Below are 21,795 nucleotides of genomic sequence, written 5' to 3' on the forward strand. Positions count from 1 at the left end.
CTCCCAGGCCGGCACTAATCCGCGATTACTTGATTGGCAATGCCGTGAGGCACATGCGCCGCGGCCACATGCTGGGCCGCGGATTCACAATGTTTTTTCTGATCATCGAAGAAAATATCGGCGCCAAAAGCTTTCAGGAAAGGTCCTTTGCCCATGCCGCCCAAAAACAGCGCCTCATCGATACGCACGCCCCAAGCCCTTAAGGTTCTGACCACGCGTTCATGAGCGGGTGCAGAACGCGCGGTCACCAAAGCCGTCCTGATCGGTGACGACTGCGGATCGAACTGCGTCTGAATATAATGCAGCGCGGCCAGGAAGTCTTTAAAAGGGCCGCCCGGCAAAGGCGTTTTGGCCTCATTACGCTCATTCTCGGCAAATACTTGCAGCCCCTGCTGTTGATAGATACGCTCCGATTCATCCGAAAACAACACGGAATCGCCATCAAACGCGATGCGCAACTGGCTGGACGGGTTAGTCAATGAGGAACCGCAAAGTATAGTCGCGGCGGCAAAACCGGCATCCAGCGCCTGGGTGACATCATCGGCATTGGCCGACAAAAATAATTGCGCGCCGAATGCCGAAATATAATTGTAAGGAGACATGCCACTGGTAAATGCGGCACGGGTAATATCCAAACCGTAATGAATAATTGAATTGAAGACTCTCAGCCCTGTATCGGCGCTATTTTGCGATACCAGGACAATTTCAACGAGCGGCTCATCCACACAACGCTCGTTGATCGCCAGGAATTTCTGTACCAGGGAAAATCCGTAACCGGGAGCCAGCACTTCATCTTCATGCTCAATTTGATAACGGCAGAAAGCTTCTTTGCCCTGGGTTTGGAATATCGCATGGGAATCGTCCAGATTGAACAAGGCTCTGGATGAAACCGCGACAACGAGTTTTTGCCTGCTCATGCCTTATCTGATCAATATCCGGTCCTTAACCCTGGGCATTGCCTACCCAGACCGAGCTTAAATTAAGGGTTTTCTTGACTTTCGTTGCATATAAAGTGGCTTCTTCTCTATTTTTAAACCCGCCTACCCGCAGCCGATACCAGATAGTGTTATCCACTTTGACATTGACCACCTCAACAGGGATGCCTTTTCGTCCGAATTCAGCCGCTTTGCTTTTAGCGTACCATTGCTGCCTGTAGGCAACCAGATTGACCGACCAACCGGCTGTTGTGTTGACTTTTCCGGAGGTGCTTTTAGAACTCTTGGTATTGCTTTCTTTTACGGAGACAGTTATCGGTTTTATAACTTCCGCCTTTGCGTCTCCCGGTTTTATTGCCTGTACCGCCAGCGCTTTTCTTTCCAATGCATCCAGTCTGGCCTGCAAGTCTCTCAGCATATCTTGTTCCGTTTCTGCTGCCGCCAGTTCCTCTGTCGGTTCGTTTGTCTCTGCTTCCGTTGATAATGGAACCTTGTTTGATAACTGCTCCATAATGCCATCGACTCTCTGGTTCAACTGCTCTATGGCCGATTTGATATCATCCAGTTCCTGATCTGAACCTTGCAGAGCAGCCCGCCCCTCCGCTTTTTCAAGCGTGGCAACCAGTTCGCTCAGCCTTAAAGCTTCCTTTTTCGCACTGTAGGCCATTAAACCGAATCCAAGCGCGGAAACCAATGTAACGCAGCTCAACCCCATGGCAACATAAGCGAACAGCCTTATTTTTTTAGTTTTACTTTCAAATTCGGTTCTCAACGCTTTCTGAAGCCGGTTAATGGATTCCTGATCAGGATTGAATCGCCCCGGTACCGCCGTGTCGGCGCTATCAGATATAAAGGGTTCATCCGCACCGCGCCTCGGCTTTATTCCAGCCATCACGTCTTCCATATTCGGCATGGATATCGGCGGCAGTTCCATGCCCGGCTTTTTTTCAGGCCTTTTTGTCTCCTGGAACGCGGCATGAGTGTCTTGATTTTCCGGCTCGTTATTTAGATTCAAAAATGTTCCTTTATCAGACGCCCGCTCCGGTAAAGGAAAGTCATCGTCCTGATAGCCTTCATCCAGTACCGCTTCCTGATGCCTAGCTTGAGCTATCGGCTTGTCTGGTTCAGCATCAGGCGCCTGCCCATCAAAATCATCGAATTCAAAAAAAACCTCAATGCCACTGGGCATTTCATCATCAGTTGAAGCGCTTGCTTCATCGTCAATGACGACATGGGCAAATGGGTCGAATTTTTCTTCTTCCTCGTCCTGAACGAGCATTAATTCCGCGAAGTCATCGCTAAAATCGTCAAACTCATCCGACAAATCGTTATCGTTATCGCTGAGATCTTTACTGCTGTCAGCCTGTTGCGCCTCCGCGGCATCAAGCCCATCAGCCATGAGCAATCCGTCAATAGCATCCTCATCATCTTCCCGGTTATCTGATGAAGCCAGGGATGACTTTGCTTTATCCAGCATGGCATCCAAATCCTCATTGAAGCTATGAGGCCTGTTTTTGGGGTTATTATTTGCTGAATCTGTCATATTTGAATCCTTATAATGAGGAGTAACATCACCATAAAATTGAAATTAATGCCGGTATTTGCCGACTTGAAAAAAATTACTTTATTTTAGGGCCAATAAAACTTAATGTTCGCAAAGTTTCGCTCATTTGATGTTAAACTTTCAAATAAAAACTTTGATTAAGAATAATATGCAACTAGCTATCACCGTTTTAGGCGACAACCAGATTAATTTTATTGCAAAAATATTACCCGCCGTACGCGACTGTAAATGCAACATCCTCGAAATAAGGTCATCCCGCCTGGCTCAGGCTACAGCCGCTTATCTGCTTATTCAAGGAAACTGGAATCATATTGCCAAACTCGAAAGCACTTTGGATGTCATCCAGAAACGGCTAGAGATTAATATTCATAAACTACGCATCGAACACAAAGACAAGGGCTGTGATTATGTGCCTTATTCTTTAGAAACGATATCGTTGGATCGCGATAATGTGATGGAATCAATCGCGACTTTCCTGTTTGACCGCGACATCGGCATTGAGGAAATATCCGGCAGCTGTTATCAGGCGCCCTACATTCAAACCTCCGTCTTCTCAACCAAGTTTGTCATATTAATCCCGCCGCATCTGCACCTGCTGTCACTGCGCGAGGAATTCCTGGATTTCTGCGATCAATTGAATATCGATTCAATCCTTGAACCCATAAAACGATAGGTCTAGTCATGACTCCACCCAGCATAGGCATTCCTGTGCCTGATTTTGAGGCCCTTTCCACCGGCGACAAGTCCGTCAAATTATCGGATTACCCGGGTAAATACATTGTTCTGTATTTTTACCCCAAAGACAATACCCCCGGCTGCACACAGGAAGGCTGCGGCTTCCGCGACAATATCGATAAATTTACCCGCTTCAATGCCATTGTATTAGGCGTCTCGCGCGATACGGTCCGCGTTCATGAAGGCTTTAAGAGTAAACAGGCGTTTCCTTTCGATCTGCTGTCGGATCAGGATGAAGCACTATGCCGACAATTTGATGTCATAAAAATGAAAAAGATGTACGGCAAAGAGGTTCGCGGCATCGAACGCAGCACTTTCCTCATCGACCCACAGGGATTACTTGTCCGCGAATGGCGCAAAGTAAAAGTTAAAACACATATAGAAGAAGTTCTGCAAGCATTGGCGGAACTCACAGGAAACCAGCCATGAATATTCAAACTCCACCGGAGAAAAAACTATTTGTTTTAGATACCAATGTACTGATGCACGATCCGACCGCCATTTTCCGTTTTCAGGAACATGATATTTTTATCCCGATGATCGTATTGGAAGAACTGGATCACTCTAAAAAAGGTTTAACCGAAGTTGCCCGTAATGTCAGACAAGTCAGCCGGTTTCTGGATGAATTGATAAGTGATGCCGATACGCAAACCATTAACGATGGCCTGCCCTTATCGCGCATAGAACACGGCTTGGCCGAGGGCGTCGAAAGCCAGGGGCGACTGTATTTTCAAACCAGTGCCATGACGGCACTGTTGCCGGAAAGCATGCCCGGCAATATCCCCGACAACTCTATCTTGAGCATTGTCCTGGCCCTTACCAAAGAACTGCCCAACAATAATGTCATTCTGGTGTCCAAGGACATCAACATGCGCATCAAGGCGGCGACGCTGCAATTGCCTGCCGAGGATTACCATAACGACCAGACGCTGGAAGACATCGATCTGTTATACAGCGGCGCCAAGGCATTAGGCAGCGATTTCTGGGAACAGCACGGCAGTAAAATGGAATCGTGGCAGGAAAAAGACCGTACTTTTTACAAACTGGAGGATCCGCTGGTTGCCGAATGGTATCCCAACCAGTACTTATATATAGAGGACGAATCCAATTTCGAAGCCATCGTAAGGTCTGTCGAGGGACAAGTGGCCATATTGGAGTTGGCGAGGGATTATCGTTCCAAACACAATAATGTCTGGGGCATTACGGCCAGAAACCGCGAACAGAACTTCGCCTTTAACGTACTGCTGGATCCGGAAATAGATTTCGTCACCTTGCTGGGCACGGCAGGCACGGGCAAGACCTTACTGGCCCTGGCCGCTGGCCTTGTCATGACCATAGAAAATAAAACTTATCAGGAAATCGTCATGACGCGCGAAACCATTCCGGTTGGCGAAGATATCGGTTTTCTGCCCGGTACTGAAGAAGAAAAAATGGCGCCGTGGATGGGGGCGTTAATCGATAACCTTGAACTGCTCGGCAGCCGTTCCGGACAAACTGACTGGGAACAAGGCGCATCCACGAACATGATCATGAACCGGGTCAAGATCAGGTCGCTCAACTTTATGCGCGGCCGGACCTTCCTTAACCGGTTTTTGATTATTGACGAGGCGCAGAACCTGACCTCCAAGCAAATGAAAACCCTGATAACGCGCGCGGGGCCCGGCACAAAAATCATCTGCATCGGCAACTTGGGACAGATAGACACGCCCTATTTAACCGCGACTACTTCCGGTTTAACTTATGTAGTCGATCGCTTCAAAACCTGGCCGCATGGCGCGCACATCACCCTGCGTCGGGGCGAGCGCTCGCGCCTGGCCGATTACGCGTCGGATATTCTGTAAGGAGTCCAAAGACCAGGGCGAAGGTCGACCGCTTTCGCCTTGGTGCTGAAATCTAATAAATCATGTGATCAGGGTTATCCTCGATCCGCGGCCAGGCCGTCAGCACGGCTTTAACCACTGTCGCCAGCGGAATTGCGAAAAACACGCCCCAAAAACCCCACAGGCCGCCAAATAACAGAATAGCCACAATAATCGCTATCGGATGTAAATTGACCGCTTCGGAAAACAGCACCGGCACCAGCACCACGCCGTCCAATGCCTGGATGATCGAATAGGCGATCACGACATACATAAAGTCATCGCCGGCCAGCCCCCATTGAAAATAAGCCACGCCCAGAACCGGAAAAGTCACTAATGTGGCGCCCACATACGGAATAATAACCGACAAGCCCATCAGGACAGCCAGCAGCATCGCATAATTCAAGCCCATCGTAGAAAACGTTACATAGCTGGCCGACCACAGAATAAAAACTTCGGCAAATTTTCCCCGTACATAATTGCCTATCTGCACATCGACTTCCTTCCAGACTCGCACGGTTAAATGCCGATCCCGGGGCATGAACTGCAACAGCCAGTCCACCAGTATTTCTTTATCCTTCAAAAAGAAAAATATCATTAACGGCACCAGAAACAGATAAACCATGGCACTGACCAGGCTCATCACGGATGCCGCCGAAACCGACAGCATATTCTGGCCATACGTTAATAATTCTCGCTGAACGGCAAACATCATCTCCCTGATTTTGCTTTCCGAAATAAATTGCGGATACATTTCCGGCAAACGCATGATGCCGTTCTGCACTTGATTGATGATCAGCGGGATGTGTTGGACAAGTTCTACTGCTTGCTGCGACACAATCGGCATGAGATAAAACAGTAAAAATCCCAGACATGCCATAAAGCCGGAAAACACCAGATAAACCGCCGGCAATCTCGGCAGACGCATGCTTTCAGCCTTGCCCACCAGTCCTTCCAGTAAATAAGCCAGAACAATGGATGAGAAGACCGGCATCAATAAACCTGACAATGAAAAAATCAGCACAAAACTGACGATCAAAATAACTGCCAGCGCGACAGCTTGGGAATTGGGCAAAAAACGCTTAAAACAGTCTCTAAAGAAATTTGAACTTATTAATGAGGATTGGGGGGTCATGAATAACAGAGCATTTTTATAATAATTATCAAAACCATTTTACATCCAATAAACCAATAGACCTATGATGATTTTAATAATAAGGCACTTATAAGGAAATCAGACAGGATAATCACTCGATCCGCGGTGCCTTTTGCTGTTGTTAGGATCTGGCTAAAAATGACTTCCTGAAACTGGAATCTTGCATAGGATGCGCTGACCAAAAGCAGGCGCTCCAGGCGGCGCGCAGTGAAATACATCGCTCGCGAACGATGTCTAAACAGGGAAATTATTGACGACCAAATCCTTAATGCAATAAAAATTTATTTACATCATGGAGCAACTGATCCAGGGTGTTATCGCTCTCGGTATTCACTCTTATCGTAAAGGCCAGTTCATCCGCGGACAGCGGCTGCGCCGAGGCAAGCTGCTGTTTCAATACCTCTATAGTCGCTTCGGAAGCGTCATTCTTCAATTGCCGCCGCTGTTCTATGCGCCTGTATAACTCCTGCTCGGATGCCTGAAAATCGATGATCAGAAAGGGCACGCCGCAGTCGTTTGCCAGCGCTCGGAATTGCTCACGCAGTGCGGCGGCAATGAAGGTCGCGTCGACAACCGCCGTAAAGCCCGCCTCAATCACGGACCTGGCCAGCCCGGCCAGGCGCTGGAAGGTCTGACGCCCCGCCTCTTGCGTATAAAGCCCTTGATCAACGCCGCTACGAGTCGCCTCCAGCATCCGGTAGCCGAACAATCTTTTACGTTCGACATCGGAACGAATCTGTATCACGCCCAGCCGTTCTGCCAACTGGCTGACCAGCGTGGACTTGCCGGATCCCGAATAACCATGAGTGATGATCAACGCGGGCCAGCCATCCTTAGTAAAGCGTTCGGCCAGATGCGCATAGACCGCATAGTCGGCGCGTGCGCGGGCACAAACGGCCTCATTATTCTGCTGCTGGGCCATGCGCAGCAGTGTCACTTTAGCGCGCACCATGGCACGATAGACCAGGTAATAACGCAGCAAAGCCAAGCCGCCGTAATCGCCCGTGTAATGCAGATATTGATTGAGAAAACGATTGGCCAAACGCTCATAACCCACGTGCAGCAGATCGATAAACAGGAAGGCTATCTCGCTAACGACATCGATCCAGCGCAGCGTCGGATTGAATTCGATACAATCGAACAGCGTGACCTTGCCGTTAATCAAGGTAATGTTATTCAGATGCAGATCGCCGTGACATTCACGCACATAGCCCTGCCGCTTGCGTTGCTGCATCAGCGCGATCTTGCCGCGCCATTGCGCATCCCCCCATGCCTGAATGGACTCAAGCTGCCGCAATTGCGAAGCATCGGCCAGCAGCGGCTTGACCGTATCGATATTTTCCATAAACCATTGCTGGATGACATCACTATTACCATAAACGGACTCCTCCCCGGTCCGTTCAATGGTTTCATGAAATGCCGCGATCAGCCGGGTTATTTGATCGATCTCGCCCGTCTCCAGCTGGCCGCGTTCGGCACGCTCACTCAGCAATTGCCCGGCGGGGAACTGCACCATCTTGACCGCATATTCGATAGCCGGCCCCGTACCGGCTATTTGCGGATGCTCAGACGTTCCCGTAATCGGCACGACATCGAGATACAGCTCAGGCGCGAGGCGCCGGTTAAGCCTCAACTCCTCTTCGCAGAAAAACCGCCGCCGCTCCAGCGTTGAGAAATCCAGAAAACCGAAATCAACCGGTTTTTTGATTTTGTATACATATTCTCCTGTCAGCAGCAGCCAGGAAATATGGGTTTCAACCAGCCGGATCGGTTCGATGGCATGCGGATATGCATTGGCTCTGTGCAATGCCTGAATCAGCGGCGGATAAACGGCATCACCTGCGCCGGCCGGCCTATTGCTATTCTTGGTTGATGCATTGTTCATGCGATACCTCGGCTGTTTTATCAGTGCAATAAAAAATGTCGAATAACGTTAAGAGTATCGTATCTTCCCAAGAGTTGCGGCGTATTGAAATGGCGGCATTATTGATTCGCCTCATTGCGGCATTTAAACAGCCACGACGATACTATGCCATTGACAGAAAACGAGGTGACCCATGAAGGCAATCAATAGAGCCGTCTATTCGATTTGTTTAATTTTCTGCTTTTATACCATCCCGGCTTTCCCGGTTGAAGGAGAAAAATCCATGACCATGACCTTGAAGTCTCCCGACTTTGCCCACCAGGGCGAAATTCCCAAGCAGTATACGTGCGACGGCGAGGATGTTTCGCCGGCGTTGACCTGGTCGGATATTCCACAAGTCGCCAAATCGCTGGTATTGATCGTCGATGACCCGGATGCGCCCGATCCGGCCGCGCCCAAAATGACTTGGGTGCACTGGGTGCTTTACAACATCCCGCCGGCGGCGGCCGGCTTGCCGCAAGGCATAACGCCGAGTGATTTGCCGCCGGATACGCTGCAAGGCAAGAACGACTGGAAGCGCACCGGTTACGGCGGCCCCTGTCCGCCCAAAGGCCGGCACCGTTATTTTCACAAGCTCTACGCCCTGGACATAGAACTGCCGGATTTGCATTGGCCTGATAAAGCCCAGCTCGAGAAGGCGATGGAAGGGCACATAATCGATCAGACCGAATTGATCGGCACTTATCAGCGCCAGTAAGCCCCATGTACAGACCTATTCTCAGACTGATTAAAACTGCAGGCAGGATTGGTAAACCCGGCATTCGAGGCTCCCTGTGCCGGCTTTATCAATCCTCGCTGCCCGTTCATGACTAAGCCGGCCGCCGTCTGTTTCACCGCATGTCTGCTGTTTTGCAGCGCCTGCTCGCGCCAGCAAACGGTGACGGCGCCCTATCCTTTATGGGGCGAACCGACCTATCTAAAGACAGCGGAAAATGACGCCCGGCGAAGCATGCAGCTCCTGAGGCCGGCGTCGCCGGACGCGATTCAAGGCTGCCTGTTGATTGTGCACGGCATGAACGAATATGTCGGCCGCTATGGTCATGTGGCCGAATACTTCGCCGACCGCTTCATCGTTCTGGGCATGGACCTGACGGCGCACGGCCTGAGCAACCCGGTATTGTCGAAAGCCCATGAAAGCATCGCCGCCGGCGCGGCGGCCTATGATGCCAGTCATGCTTATCTTGAACAAGCTCAATTCCGGGACCTGCAGTCGATGCGCGACGATCTCGCTTCGGCCCTGCATTACCTGTCCGATCATTGCCATCTCCGCGCCAGTTCCCCACAGACTGAAGGCACACACAGCATCCCTGACGATCGCCGCGCCAGCTCCCGGCTGGCTAGCGGCATACACACCATCCCTGGCGATAAACCGCTGCCCATATTCATCCTGTCCCACAGTTTGGGCTCGCTGATTACCGCCTCTCATCTGCTGCAGGCTGAAAATAAGGCCATCACCACCCGAATAAAAGGCATCGTGTTCAGCGCCCCGGCCTTTTCAGTCACGGAAGTGCCGGGCTGGCGAGGCTGGTTTCAAAATCCGCTAGTCCGTTTCAGTTTTCATACCCATGAACATTTTCTCAATCCGCAGGACGAACCCTTCCCGGTCATGCTGTTCAATCAACTGCTGGCCCTGATCAGCGTGCCGCTGCAAGACGGCATGATTGAATTGCTGTCGCTGCCTGGCATGCGCAATTTGTTTTCGCCGACTGCACCGGATTGGGTGAGCGAATACCTGACCGACTCCGAGGAAGAAAAACGCCGGCTGAGCGAAGATAAGTACATGATAAGGCAGACTGTCCTGCGCTATGTGCTGGCGGTTGAAAAGGAAATCATCCGGTTCCGGCGCCAAATGAATCATTTCGACAGTCCTTATCTACTCATTTATTCCGAAAACGACCCCATTACCCCGGCCTGGGGCAGCATTGATTTTGCCACCGCAACCCGTCAACATCACCCGCATAACCGGCTCGTTTTGCTCGCCAGCATCAGCCATCATGAACAGCTTTTTTCAGCCTCTCCGTTACGCGAGCAGATCCTTGGCCTTATTGATGACTGGCTGCGAAAACGCCTGAAACAGGAATAACAATCATGGCCTGAGATTTTTTTCGTAGAGTAGTTCTTTTCTGATCAAGCCGGCCAGATCCCTTAATTGCTCTGCAAACAGATCTACCAGATCGTCCATCGCCAGAATGCCGATTAACGCGCCGGACGCATCGATGACCGGCAAGCGCCGCACGCCCTTGCCGCACATTTTCTTGACAGTATCGATCAGATCATCGTCTTCCCTTGCCACGACCAGATCCTCGGCCATGATAATGCCGACGTTAACGGCATCGATGTCGATATCCTTGGCGATCAGTTTAATCACGATATCCCTGTCGGTTACCATACCTACCGGATAATTCAAGCCATTACGATTTTCAGTCACGATCACATTACCGACATGATACTCGCGCATAAGCTTTGCGGCTTCTGAGACAGAGGATTCTTTTTCGGCAATGACCACTTCACGATTACAAATTGTTCCTACTGACATGGCGCCTCCTGAACCTGAAAGATAAGAAGCCCGAGCGACAAGGCATGAACAATAATAATGACTGATTGGATAAAATTTATAATGATTGTGATCAATTCATTAAAAATCACGCCACCAGTCCGCTAATGCATATAAAAGTGCATTATTTAAAAATAAAAAAACCCCTTTAATCAGGGGCTTAAGTGTATTCTTTACAGACTCTATCTCAAGTATCCATCAGAACGGGATATCGTCATCGAAATCATCATACTCGGGCGGCGACGGCATGGACGGCGCATTGCCTTGCGGCGGCTGAGGCTTCGATGACGGAGCGGAATAACCCGCCTGCGGCTGATCCGTGCCAAAACTGGAAGTACCGCCGCTACGGCTGCCCAGCATATGCATTTCTTCCGCTATGATTTCAGTCGTATAGCGATCTTGTCCGTCCTGCCCCTGCCACTTTCTGGTTTGCAAACGGCCTTCAACATAAACCTGACTGCCTTTCTTGAGATATTCGCCGGCTATTTCCGCTAAACGGTTAAAAAATACAATCCGATGCCATTCAGTGGCATCGCGCCTTTCGCCGGTTTGCTTATCCTTCCATCGTCTTGTGGTCGCCAGACTGATATTAGTGACAGCGCCACCTGCCGGCATATATCGCACTTCAGGGTCAGCCCCTAAATTCCCTATCAATATCACTTTATTAAGCATCAATTTCTCCGCAATTTCTCTGTTTGGCCAATGATTATACTGTTTCTCATTGAACTATAAGATTTAAAAAATTCTCTACCTTTAGTTATGAAAAAATAGCAGCCCTAAAAGTTACTCTGGCTATCATCGCATCTTTCCAGGTAAGGAAAAAGATGATAGTGCAACTGGACGATTAACCCATTGCTGTTTTCCGGACTGTGACAGGTTAATAAGGACAACCTTATCCATTTTGATTTCAGGACCCCTCTTACGATTTGGATTAAACTCACGAATGTCAATATAGATCGCTACAGATAAAAATGATTCATCTTAAATATTTTTTCCGCAATGTCTATATCGCTTCAATACTGGGGGTTGCGGTGATCTTGTATATTTTGAAAGACCTTCAGCTTATATTCGGATATACGCCGCAACTGCTGCTTTTTTTGGTCGTAATTGCATTCGCCGCCTGGTGCGGAGGATTGCTGGCGGGACTTTTCACCACGTTAGTGAGTGCGGTGGCAAGCATTTATTTTTTATTCGAGCCCTACAAGCTCATCGCTGTCGCCAGCCCCGGCGAAATGCTGCACGTCGTGCTTCTGGCTAGTGTAGGCGCAATATGCAGCCTGATAATTTCGCTCTTATACAAGCAACAACAACGGGCACTGCATACGGTCATGGAACGGGAAGAGCAGCTTAAGCAAGAAATCGCCGAGCGCAACAAAACGAGAGCAGAGCGGGATTTATATGTGTTTCTGGCTAAAAGCAGCACTGAATTTATCGGCATGTGCGATACGGAAGGCGCGCCTTTTTTTATCAACGATGCCGGCCTGCGTCTCGTAGGCCTGGATAGCCTCGAACAGGGTCTTGACATACCGATCAGGGAATTCTTTTTTCCGGAAGACCAGGCATTCATGATGGATGAGTTCTTTCCCGCCGTAATTCAGAACGGCCGCGGCGAGATTGAAATCCGCTTCCGGCACTTCAAAACCGGCGAAGCTTTCTGGATGATCTGCAACGTCTTTGTCCTGAAGGATCCAAACGAAAATCTTGCCGGCTTGGCCACGGTGAGTACGAACATCACTGAACGCAAGAAAACCGAAGAGGCATTGCGCCAGAGCCAGATCAATCTGAATCGCGCCCAGGCCGTCGCTCATATCGGCAGTTGGCGCATGGACATCGGGAACAATATTCTGGACTGGTCCGATGAAAATTACCGCATTTTTGGCATCTCCAAGGGCACGTCCCTAACCTATCAATTATTTCTTGAGATTATTCATCCGGACGATCGGGCGTTAGTCGATAAGGCATGGAAAGACGCGCTTACCGGCAAGCCCTACGATATAGAACACCGGCTTATAGTCGGCCAGGAGATAAAATGGGTGCGCGAACAGGCCGAGCTTGAATTTGACGAGCATGGTTCGCTGACCGGCGGTTTCGGAACAACCAAGGACATCACCGACATCAAACGCAGCCAGGAAGCATTGCAACATGAGCGCATGTTCCTCAGACAGGTCATCGATGCCGCTCCTAGCATGATTTTCGTCAAGGATCGGAAGAGCCGGTTCATTTTAGGAAATGAGGCATTGGCCCGCTGCTACGGCACCAATCCTGAAGATTTGATCGGTCAATCCGATCAAATTTTCAATACCAATGCTGATGAAGTGGCTCGCTTCCTGCAGGATGACCTCGAGGTAATAAGCAGCCGCACTCCCAAGCGCATCCCGGAGGAAAAGGTCACCTGCTGCGACGGCATCGTGCATTGGTACAGCACCGTCAAAATCCCACTGCTCGATGACGACAATAGTTGTAACAAACTGCTGGGAGTGGCATCCGACATTACCGAGCGCAAGCGTGCCGAGGAAGCATTGCGCCTCGCGGATCGCCGTAAGGACGAATTCCTGGCCATGCTGGCCCACGAGTTGCGCAATCCGCTGGCGCCCATCCGCAATGCCGTGCAGTTGCTGAAAATGCGGGAGGATGAGGATCCCAAGCTGGTGTGGAGCCGTAATGTCATCGACCGTCAGGTGACCCATATGGCGCGGCTGCTCGATGACCTGCTGGATGTGGCCCGCATCATGCAAGGCAAAATCACCCTGAAGTCCGAGCGTTTCGAGCTTACCGATATTGTCAATAATGCCATAGAAACCAGCCGCCCCCTGATCGAATCGCGTGGTCAGGAGTTGATCGTCTCCCAGACCACAACCCCCCAGTGGATCGAGGGCGATCGGGTTCGGCTGGAGCAGGTTTTGTCCAACTTGCTGAACAATGCCGCCAAATACACCAGCGAAGGCGGCACAATCACGCTGAGCGTGATGCGGGACAATTCCGACGCCGTCATCAAGATCCAGGACACCGGCATCGGCATCGCTCCGGACATTCTGCCACAGATTTTCGATCTTTTTACCCAGGCCGACCATTCCCTGGCCCATTCCCAGGGCGGATTGGGCATTGGACTGACGCTGGTGCGCCAGTTGGTCGAGATCCATGGCGGCTCGGTCACGGCGGCGAGCGCCGGCGTCGGCCAGGGCAGTTCATTCACGGTACGGCTGCCGGCCTTGACAATGAAATCCACCGATATCGAATCCACACAGACCCAATCCATGTTACCGATACCCAAATTTCGCATCCTGGTCGTGGATGACTATCTTGACGCGGCCGAAAGCCTGACCATGCTGCTGCAAGCGGAAGGCCATGAAGTCGAAACCGCCGACTGCGGCCTGAAAGCGATCGAACAGGCGCAGCGTTTCCGGCCGCAGGTCGTGCTGCTCGACATCGGCCTGCCCGATCTGGACGGCTACGAGGTCGCCAAGCGGCTGCGGGCCTTACCGGAAACCCGCGACACGACCCTGATCGCCTTGACCGGTTACGGACAAACCGAAGATCGCGAACGTTCGGAATTGGCCGGATTCAATCACCATTTACTCAAGCCGGTTAACTTCGAGAAGTTATCAGCCTTGCTGACGGCATCATAACGCCGCCTTGTCTTGACTAAAAAATTCAGTATGGGAACCCACTGAGCCATCAATAACCTGAATTCAGAATAAGACCGACATTCCGCAACCAAATCAGCCACTACCGGAATAATAGGTAACATGGAAATCAAAGAGGGAGCCTGTATCGTGCGGACGCATTGTAGGGGCGGACCTACGTGTCCGCCCTGTTTCGGGTGCACAACGGGTTACCGGAGAACCACTGGCCAAAGGCGAACCGTTGAGCAAGGGCGAACACACAGGTTCGCCCCTACGTGTCTGTTCATTTTACGGTATCAGGGATCAATCCGTAGGAATTGCCAGATTAAAACCCTGGGAATCAAGGAAAATGAACAGGCCGATTAACAATCGATACTGAAATAATTCTGATTGGGTCAAATTTTGCCGCGGAATGTAGGATAAGAGGAAGAGAGCCGCCTTTTGTTACCACTGATTTTGACGCCGGCCACTGTAGGGTCGAATTCGCTTGTGCTCCATGGGTACGACCCGGGGGCATAAATGAATTCGCCTCTACGCGCGTATTTGTCCGAAGCGACTCAAAAAATGATACTTGCAGTAAATCGAACTAACTGCCCCAATGTGTGGCCGCATGAAAAATATTGGCTAGTCTTCGGCCGCCCAAGCTGGTCATTATGCCGGCAGTCATGCGGAAGCCAGCAGATCCGAGAGCTTTTCAAAGTTAACCGGCTTGAGCAGGTGATGGTCGAACCCCGCGTTCTGTGACCGGTTACGGTCTTCAGCCTGTCCGTAACCGGTCAAGGCGATCAGGATCGTATCGCGGGTTTCCGGCAAGGCCCGCAGCCGCTTGGCAACCTCGTAGCCGTCCAGATCGGGCAGGCCGATATCGAGCAGCACGACCTGCGGCCGGAAACGCTGCGCCTGTTCGATCGCTTTCAGGCCGTAGTGGACCGTTTCGACTTCATGGCCTTCCGCTTGCAGCAGCATCGCCAGGCTTTCAGCCGCATCGACATAGTCATCCACGACCAGAATGCGTAGATCGGATAATAAAGAAATAGATGTATTAGGCATAGATTCGTTCGTTGATTCGATAACAGGTTGAATGGTCGGCAGAAGTGGCAGCCGTACCGTGAATGAACTGCCCTGACCGACGCCGGCGCTCGCCGCCGTGACCGAGCCGCCATGCTTCTCGACCAACTGGCGCACCAGTGTCAGTCCAAGTCCGAGCCCGCCCTGGGAATGAGCCAGGGAACGATCGGCCTGGGTAAAAAGATCAAAAACATGCGCCAGAAGTTCCGGGGCGATGCCGACACCGGTATCTTCCACGCGTATCAGTGCATAAACGCCCGTTTGCATGGCGCTGAGGGTTATTTTACCGCCTTCCTCCGTATACTTGGCGGCATTGTTCAATAAATTAGTAATAACCTGCTCCAGCCGTGTCGCATCGCCTTCCACCCACTGAGGCTCTTCCGGCAGGGAAAGCACGAGATGATGCTTCCGCTCTTCAATCAAGGGCAGGCAATCCTCCACGGCATGGGTAATGATATCGTTTAAATCGCAACGTTCCATTTTCAACCGGATTTTGTTCTGAATGATGCGGGCCACATCCAGCAGGTCATCAAGCAGCCGCGCCATATGGGTGACTTGCCGGTCAACCAGCGCATGCCCCCATTCCAGCGTGGGATCCGTGTGACCCTGCTTCTTTAATACATGCAGCGCGTGGCGGATCGGCGCCAGCGGATTGCGCAGCTCGTGGGCCAGCATGGCCAGGAATTCGTCCTTATGGCGGTCAGTTTCGCGCAGCGCCTGTTCCATGCGTTTTCTTTCGGCAATCTCATTACTCAGGATTTCATTAGTATGCGCCAGTTCCGCGGTTCTTTCCTGCACTCGGATTTCCAGTTCCTCATGAGATTTCTGCAGCGCGGCTTCCACCAGCTTCTGCTCGGTAATATCCGTGCAGGTTCCTATCCATTCCCGAATGCTTCCGTCCCCTTCCAATATAGGCACCCCGCGAACGGAAACATAACGATATTCGCCGTCATGTCGATAAAGGCGATACTCCGTGTTATAGATAGAAGCGGTCTTCACCGACTGCAGCCAGCCCATCATGGCCTGCTGACGATCTTCCGGATGCACGGCATTGATCCAGCCATGCCCTTTAACCTCCTCCTCATTCTGGCCCGTAAATAGCCGCCAACTGGGGATATCCTCGATGACTTCCCCCAAAGGGCTGGCTGTCCAGGTGACCTGTGTCGTGGCGATCGTCAGGGACCGGTAGCGTTCCTCGCTGAGCCGCAACGCTTTTTCCAGGCTGTTTCGGGACTGTATCTCCTTCTCAAGCTCGGCATTGCGTTGCGCTAACTCCGTCGTACGGTCGACAACCTCGGACTCCAGTTCCTGTAGCACTTGATGAAGCTGTTCCTGGACCGTCCGCCTCGTCAATTCCAACGAGCGCCTTTCCAGTTCCGTGGTAACGATATTGGCAAGATTCGCGACATAGGGCTCATAAGGTAAAAACTCCTCAAGATTATCAATCGAATAGATCAAGAACCCGTATAGCCTCGACGCGGTACGCAGCGGCAGACGGCGCGTGCCTGCCCGATCCAGTGCACAGGGTTCGGCAGAGGCAAAGGCCCTGTCCCAGTTAGTGGCGCAGCCTGTACAGTTAATAACGGGATCCGACGTTGTTACGCTTATAGAACCTTCCATGCAGAAATATACCGAGGCAAGGCCGGGCACGATCTGGTTTAGCGCTTTATTGACAAAATCAACAATAGTTTGCTGGTCCGGAAGAATGCACAGGGTTCCGGGAATAACGAACAGTTTGCCAAGAACCTCGGCTCTACATTGAGTGGTCATCATGGATGAAGCTTGCTGCAAAACAATTATGTGCCATAGGGAAATACCATCAGCTAACGGGGGAATAACCGATAAAATCTATGCTTGTATCGCGGGGGTCAGCTCATGATGGTTTTGAGGTTGCTGGAAATAAGGATTATGCACAATCTGACCGGCCACGATCATCATCGGGTGCACATTCAGCACGTCAAAAAGCGTAGCGCCGTCTATTTTATTGACGTCATACTGACAAATAATGCCATGGATAGGCAACTCTTCCAGCAGGTTGTTAAGCATCGCTTCATATTCGATCCAGCGTTCAATGCCGGGCAGGCCCTTGTTTATCCAATTTGTTACCCCGGTCAGGCGCATGCCTGAAAAGCTTTCATGCTGGGTCTGGGCATAAAGGGAACGCCAATAATCAATCATGCGCTCCGGCCTGAAAGTCCCATCGGGACAATAAGTTGCCTCTGCCGGCTTCAGAAGCAGTTGCTCCGGCTTAATATCACATGGAGGCGCTATGCCTAGTTGAGAGAGCTGCCTATCGATTTCATCCGTGGAAGAAATATTCGCAAGATAACCTACTTTTTCGCCGGCACGCAGTCCGCTTTGGATAAACCGGCCAATAATATGACGCCGCTCGTTCTCATTATTGTACAAGTAGCAGATGTGCATCCCTACCGGAAACGTCTGCTCGGTAAATCCAAATGAAACCCGTTGACTGGTTTGACACATATAAAACACCTCTACAAGACCGTAAAATCCGAAGTCTGTTTGTTATTAAGAAATACAGCGCTTAGATAATGGAAAAGGATAATTACAAAAATTACACGATATCAGTCAGGCTCCATCGCTAGTGTTTTTTATTATTAACAACTCTGAATTACTGAATCTCAGCTTTATAATCAAAACCTTAAATATTTGATTGTATCAACTCTCAATTTTTTGTATATCGCTATTTTTACAAATCGGGAACAGAGTAATTTATCTAAGGCTTTTCTGATCAGCATCAGGTAAGCCTTGCCAGATATAAGACTTGCCCATCAATTGATACAAAGATTTTATCCAAAACCCGAAAGTTCCCGAATAATTTTCAAAGTCTCGACGAAGCACTTAACAATAACACCGGCAATCAGCCGACCCGGCGGTATTTGGCAACGCTATCCATAGGTAGTTCTACTGATTTATCGCGCTCGTCCATTAAGAAATAATACCAGTGCCAGTCTTGCATCCATCCAGCACTTATCACTCAATGATTAAAATAAGAAAAGGCCTGGACCTGCCCATCAAAGGCGGCCCCGAACAGATTATCAAAACCACGCCCCCCCCTAAAACCGTTGCGATACTCGGTTTTGACAGTATCGGTTTAAAGCCGCAAATGGCGGTCAAGGAGTCCGATCCGGTCATTAAAGGCCAACTATTGTTCACCGATAAAAGAATGCCGGCGGTACGCTATACCTCGCCCGGGACAGGTTATGTAAAAGCCATTAATCGCGGCGAAAAACGCGCCTTGCTGTCGGTCGTGATCGAACTGACTGACAGTGAGGAGGAAGTTCGCTTCCAGTCCTATGCCGAAAACCGTCTGTCCTCGCTAAACCGCCAGCAGATCATCGAGCAACTGCTGGAGTCCGGTTTGTGGACGGCACTGCGCGCACGGCCGTTCAACAGAACGGCAGATCCTGAAACAGTGCCTCACTCCCTCTTTATCACGGCCATGGATACCAATCCGCTAGCACCGGCCATCGAACCGCTGCTGGCCGGCCACGAACAGGACTTCGTCAACGGCGTGCGCATCCTGGCCCGCTTGCCCGAGGGCAAGATCTTTCTGTGCAAACATCCGAAAACCCGGCTGCCGGACATGGACATCGAGAACCTGACTGTCGCCGAATTCTCAGGCCCCCATCCGGCCGGCAACGTCGGCACGCATATCCATTTTCTCGATCCCGTCCATCTCGGCAAAACCGTCTGGCACCTCGGTCTTCAAGATGTGATCGCGGTAGGCAAGCTGTTCACCACCGGCCGGCTGTATGTCGACCGCATCGTGTCCCTGGCCGGCCCGTCCGTCAAAAATCCCTGCCTGATCAGAACCCGAATCGGCGCCTGCCTTGATGAACACTGCCAGGGCGAACTGAGCAGAAACGGTAACCGCATCATTTCCGGCTCGGTACTGTCCGGCCATAAAGCCGAAGGCGCCACGGCGTTTTTGGGCCGCTACCATCAGCAGATTTCCGTGTTGCCGGAACATCGGCGGCGCGAATTCCTGGGCTGGCTGAATCCCGGCCTTCATCTCTATTCCATTAAAAATGTCGTGCTATCCAAATTTATCCCCGGCAGCACCTACGATTTCACCACCTCGACGCACGGCGATATCAGGGCCATTATCCCTAACGGCAATTACGAACGCGTCATGCCGCTCGATATCATGCCGCTTTTTTTACTGCGCGCGCTGGCCGTCCAGGATATCGAAGAAGCCGAAAACCTCGGCTGCCTGGAACTGGCCGAGGAAGATCTGGCCTTATGTTCCTTTGTCTGCCCGTCTAAACTGGAGTTCGCGCCGCTGCTGCGCCGAAACCTGGAAATGATCGAGGAAGAAATTTCAGGGAGTGCAAACGCATGAGTGAGAAACCCGGAAAACTCGGGGCGCTTTTCGGCAAGGGTGGAAAATGGCAGAAGCTGGGCCCGCTGTACGAGGCCGTGGACACTTTTCTGTATACGCCCGGCACCGTTACCACGGACGCCCCGCACGTGCGCGACGCCATGGACATGAAACGCATGATGGTCACGGTCATCGTGGCGCTGATACCGGTCGTGATCATGGCTTTGTACAATACCGGCCTGCAAGCCAACCTGGCGCTGCAACAGCAAAGCGCCGAATATGCCCAGGGCTGGCGCGGCGCCCTGCTGACTTTCATGGGCGCCGGCAGCGATCCGGCCAGCATGCTCGACAACATGCTGCTGGGCGCGCTGTATTTTTTGCCGGTCTATATCGTCACCGTGCTCGCGGGCGGCTTCTGGGAAGTGCTGTTCGCCTGCGTCAGGCAACAAACCATCAGCGAGGGGTTTCTGGTCACCAGCCTGCTGTTCGCGCTGATCCTGCCGCCATCCATACCCTGGTGGCAGGTCATGATCGGCATCTCGTTCGGCGTGGTGATCGGCAAGGAAATTTTCGGCGGCGTCGGCATGAACATACTGAATCCGGCCCTGGTCGGGCGCTGCTTCCTGTTTTTCTCCTATCCCCGGGAAATGACCGGCAATACCGTCTGGGTGCCGGTCGACGGCTACAGCCGGGCCACGCCCCTGGCGGAACTGCCCGATCCGGCGCTGGAGCTGTCGGTTTCCTGGCAGGACGCCTTCTATGGCTTAATGCCCGGCTCCATGGGCGAAACCTCGACATTGGCCTGCCTGATCGGTGCGCTCATTCTGATCGTCAGCCGCGTCGGCTCGTGGCGCATCATGGCCGGCGTCGTGCTGGGCATGGCTGGCCTGTCGCTGCTGTTCAATTACCTCGGCAGCGCGTCGAACCCGATGTTTCAGCTCACGCCGCAATGGCACCTGGTGCTGGGCGGATTCGCCTTCGGCACGGTTTACATGGCCACCGATCCGGTATCGGCCGCGCATTCCCTGCCCGGCCAGTATGTTTACGGAATGCTGATCGGCGCCTTGACGGTATTGGTCAGAGTCATCAACCCCGGCTTCCCGGAGGGCATCATGCTGGCTATTTTATTCGGCAACGTGTTTGCGCCGACCATAGACAAGCTATTCGTCAGCCGGCATATCCGCAGACGGCAGCGGAGGCTCGATGCAAAAGGATAGCGTCCGGCATGCGCTGCAGATCGTATTGGGCGTTAGCCTGGTCTGCTCCCTGTTCGTGTCCGCCGCCGCGATATTGCTGCATGCCACGCAAAAGCATAACCAGCGCCTGGACAGGATCAGAAATATCCTGATCGTTGCCGATCTGTATGAGGAAGGCGCCGATCTTGACGCGATCTATGAACAAAAAATCGAGCCCTTGATGATAGACCTGCAGTCCGGAGAGATCGTCGACGAGGAAAAATTCAATGAAAGACTCAACCTCGAGACCTTCGATATTCAAGCGCTGGCTTTTGATCCCGATTACGGCGAAGCCATTCCGCCGGAATACGATCAGGCCCGGATAAAACAGCGACCCAAGTACATGGCAGTCTATCAGGTCAAGGACGGCCAACAGTTGCAAAAACTGGTCCTGCCTGTCTACGGCAAGGGGCTGTGGTCCACCCTTTACGGCTTTATCGCATTGGATAAGGATCTGCGCACGATCACCGGCATCACGTTCTACGAGCACAAGGAAACGCCGGGGCTGGGAGGCGAAGTCGATAACCCGCAATGGAAAAACAGCTGGGAGGGCAAGCAGGCATACGATGAGCAGGGCCGGGTTATTATCGAAGTCACGCGCGGCGAGATCGATCCGGCCTCAGACCAGGCCGACCATCAAGTCGCCAGCCTTTCCGGCGCGACCATAACCAGTCGCGGCGTCAATAATCTGGTCAGATACTGGCTGGGCGAACACGGATATGGCCCGTTTCTGGACAATCTCGACCAAGGGCAGATACCGGAAGATGTTGCCCGTAACAGCGGGCTGGAGTAAGCAA

Annotated in this window: 17 protein-coding genes; 9 read left to right on the forward strand and 8 right to left on the reverse strand. The window is 51.7% G+C overall.

From position 1 onward, the window contains the following. Nucleotides 1-14 precede the first annotated feature (14 nt). Together EK22_RS13855 and EK22_RS13860 are read right to left on the reverse strand one after the other, a co-directional pair. The gene (locus EK22_RS13855) at nucleotides 15-917 is read right to left on the reverse strand and encodes a 5'-nucleotidase (RefSeq protein WP_036251941.1); all 903 of its coding nucleotides are present in this window, start codon (nucleotides 915-917) and stop codon (nucleotides 15-17) included. A 25-nt stretch (nucleotides 918-942) separates the two neighbouring features. Further along, nucleotides 943-2,478 (reverse strand): SPOR domain-containing protein, encoded by a 1,536-nt coding sequence (locus tag EK22_RS13860; protein WP_036251943.1) that lies wholly within the window; start codon nucleotides 2,476-2,478, stop codon nucleotides 943-945. 130 nt (nucleotides 2,479-2,608) lie between these two features. On the opposite strand from EK22_RS13860, the gene EK22_RS13865 reads away from it, so the two are divergent. Genes EK22_RS13865 through EK22_RS13875 form a run of 3 tightly spaced genes read left to right on the forward strand, consistent with a single transcriptional unit; the run spans nucleotide 2,609 to nucleotide 5,075 of the window. Next, nucleotides 2,609-3,172: a glycine cleavage system transcriptional repressor gene (locus EK22_RS13865; protein WP_081917901.1), complete on the forward strand. Its 564-nt coding sequence runs from the start codon at nucleotides 2,609-2,611 to the stop codon at nucleotides 3,170-3,172. An 8-nt stretch (nucleotides 3,173-3,180) separates the two neighbouring features. Next, complete coding sequence (locus tag EK22_RS13870; protein WP_027146965.1) at nucleotides 3,181-3,663, forward strand: peroxiredoxin; 483 nt, start codon at nucleotides 3,181-3,183, stop codon at nucleotides 3,661-3,663. Continuing rightward, nucleotides 3,660-5,075 (forward strand): PhoH family protein, encoded by a 1,416-nt coding sequence (locus tag EK22_RS13875; protein WP_020157365.1) that lies wholly within the window; start codon nucleotides 3,660-3,662, stop codon nucleotides 5,073-5,075. Before EK22_RS13870 ends, EK22_RS13875 begins: the two co-directional genes overlap by 4 nt. Before the next feature lie 52 nt (nucleotides 5,076-5,127). On the opposite strand, the gene EK22_RS13880 is transcribed toward EK22_RS13875, so the two are convergent. Then, nucleotides 5,128-6,228, reverse strand: coding sequence for an AI-2E family transporter (locus EK22_RS13880; protein WP_051114321.1), 1,101 nt, complete (start codon nucleotides 6,226-6,228; stop codon nucleotides 5,128-5,130). 286 nt (nucleotides 6,229-6,514) lie between these two features. Beyond that, complete coding sequence (locus EK22_RS13885; RefSeq protein WP_036251947.1) at nucleotides 6,515-8,134, reverse strand: bifunctional aminoglycoside phosphotransferase/ATP-binding protein; 1,620 nt, start codon at nucleotides 8,132-8,134, stop codon at nucleotides 6,515-6,517. A gap of 172 nt (nucleotides 8,135-8,306) precedes the next feature. Between EK22_RS13885 and EK22_RS13890 the strand changes: the two genes are divergently transcribed. Both EK22_RS13890 and EK22_RS13895 read left to right on the forward strand, forming a co-directional pair. Next, entirely contained in the window at nucleotides 8,307-8,870 is a 564-nt protein-coding gene (locus EK22_RS13890; RefSeq protein ID WP_036251949.1) for a YbhB/YbcL family Raf kinase inhibitor-like protein, read from the forward strand. 108 nt (nucleotides 8,871-8,978) lie between these two features. Beyond that, nucleotides 8,979-10,256: a serine aminopeptidase domain-containing protein gene (locus EK22_RS13895; RefSeq protein WP_036251952.1), complete on the forward strand. Its 1,278-nt coding sequence runs from the start codon at nucleotides 8,979-8,981 to the stop codon at nucleotides 10,254-10,256. A 3-nt stretch (nucleotides 10,257-10,259) separates the two neighbouring features. On the opposite strand, the gene EK22_RS13900 is transcribed toward EK22_RS13895, so the two are convergent. Together EK22_RS13900 and ssb are read right to left on the reverse strand one after the other, a co-directional pair. Next, on the reverse strand, nucleotides 10,260-10,709 hold the full coding sequence (locus tag EK22_RS13900; protein WP_027146967.1) for a CBS domain-containing protein: 450 nt from the start codon (nucleotides 10,707-10,709) through the stop codon (nucleotides 10,260-10,262). A gap of 216 nt (nucleotides 10,710-10,925) precedes the next feature. Further along, nucleotides 10,926-11,399 carry a single-stranded DNA-binding protein gene (ssb, locus tag EK22_RS13905; RefSeq protein WP_020157373.1) on the reverse strand — a complete coding sequence of 158 codons (474 nt, stop codon included), beginning with the start codon at nucleotides 11,397-11,399 and terminating at the stop codon, nucleotides 10,926-10,928. A 299-nt stretch (nucleotides 11,400-11,698) separates the two neighbouring features. Between ssb and EK22_RS13910 the strand changes: the two genes are divergently transcribed. Beyond that, complete coding sequence (locus tag EK22_RS13910; RefSeq protein ID WP_036251955.1) at nucleotides 11,699-14,353, forward strand: PAS domain S-box protein; 2,655 nt, start codon at nucleotides 11,699-11,701, stop codon at nucleotides 14,351-14,353. 660 nt (nucleotides 14,354-15,013) lie between these two features. On the opposite strand, the gene EK22_RS23725 is transcribed toward EK22_RS13910, so the two are convergent. Then, entirely contained in the window at nucleotides 15,014-17,191 is a 2,178-nt protein-coding gene (locus tag EK22_RS23725; RefSeq protein WP_020157375.1) for a hybrid sensor histidine kinase/response regulator, read from the reverse strand. 75 nt (nucleotides 17,192-17,266) lie between these two features. Then, a complete protein-coding gene (locus tag EK22_RS13920; RefSeq protein ID WP_027146968.1) occupies nucleotides 17,267-17,902 on the reverse strand; it encodes an MEDS domain-containing protein in 636 nt (211 codons plus the stop codon). 517 nt (nucleotides 17,903-18,419) lie between these two features. Between EK22_RS13920 and EK22_RS13925 the strand changes: the two genes are divergently transcribed. Genes EK22_RS13925 through EK22_RS13935 form a run of 3 tightly spaced genes read left to right on the forward strand, consistent with a single transcriptional unit; the run spans nucleotide 18,420 to nucleotide 21,791 of the window. Next, nucleotides 18,420-19,784, forward strand: a complete 1,365-nt coding sequence (locus EK22_RS13925) for a Na(+)-translocating NADH-quinone reductase subunit A (protein WP_036251957.1) — start codon at nucleotides 18,420-18,422, stop codon at nucleotides 19,782-19,784. Next, nucleotides 19,781-20,980 carry an NADH:ubiquinone reductase (Na(+)-transporting) subunit B gene (locus EK22_RS13930; protein ID WP_036251960.1) on the forward strand — a complete coding sequence of 400 codons (1,200 nt, stop codon included), beginning with the start codon at nucleotides 19,781-19,783 and terminating at the stop codon, nucleotides 20,978-20,980. The genes EK22_RS13925 and EK22_RS13930 overlap by 4 nt, the downstream gene beginning before the upstream one ends. Then, complete coding sequence (locus EK22_RS13935; RefSeq protein ID WP_036251962.1) at nucleotides 20,967-21,791, forward strand: Na(+)-translocating NADH-quinone reductase subunit C; 825 nt, start codon at nucleotides 20,967-20,969, stop codon at nucleotides 21,789-21,791. Before EK22_RS13930 ends, EK22_RS13935 begins: the two co-directional genes overlap by 14 nt. The last annotated feature ends 4 nt before the right edge of the window (nucleotides 21,792-21,795 follow it).

The sequence above is a fragment of the Methylobacter sp. BBA5.1 genome (genome assembly GCF_000746145.1).
GTDB classification, from domain to species: Bacteria; Pseudomonadota; Gammaproteobacteria; order Methylococcales; family Methylomonadaceae; genus Methylobacter; species Methylobacter marinus.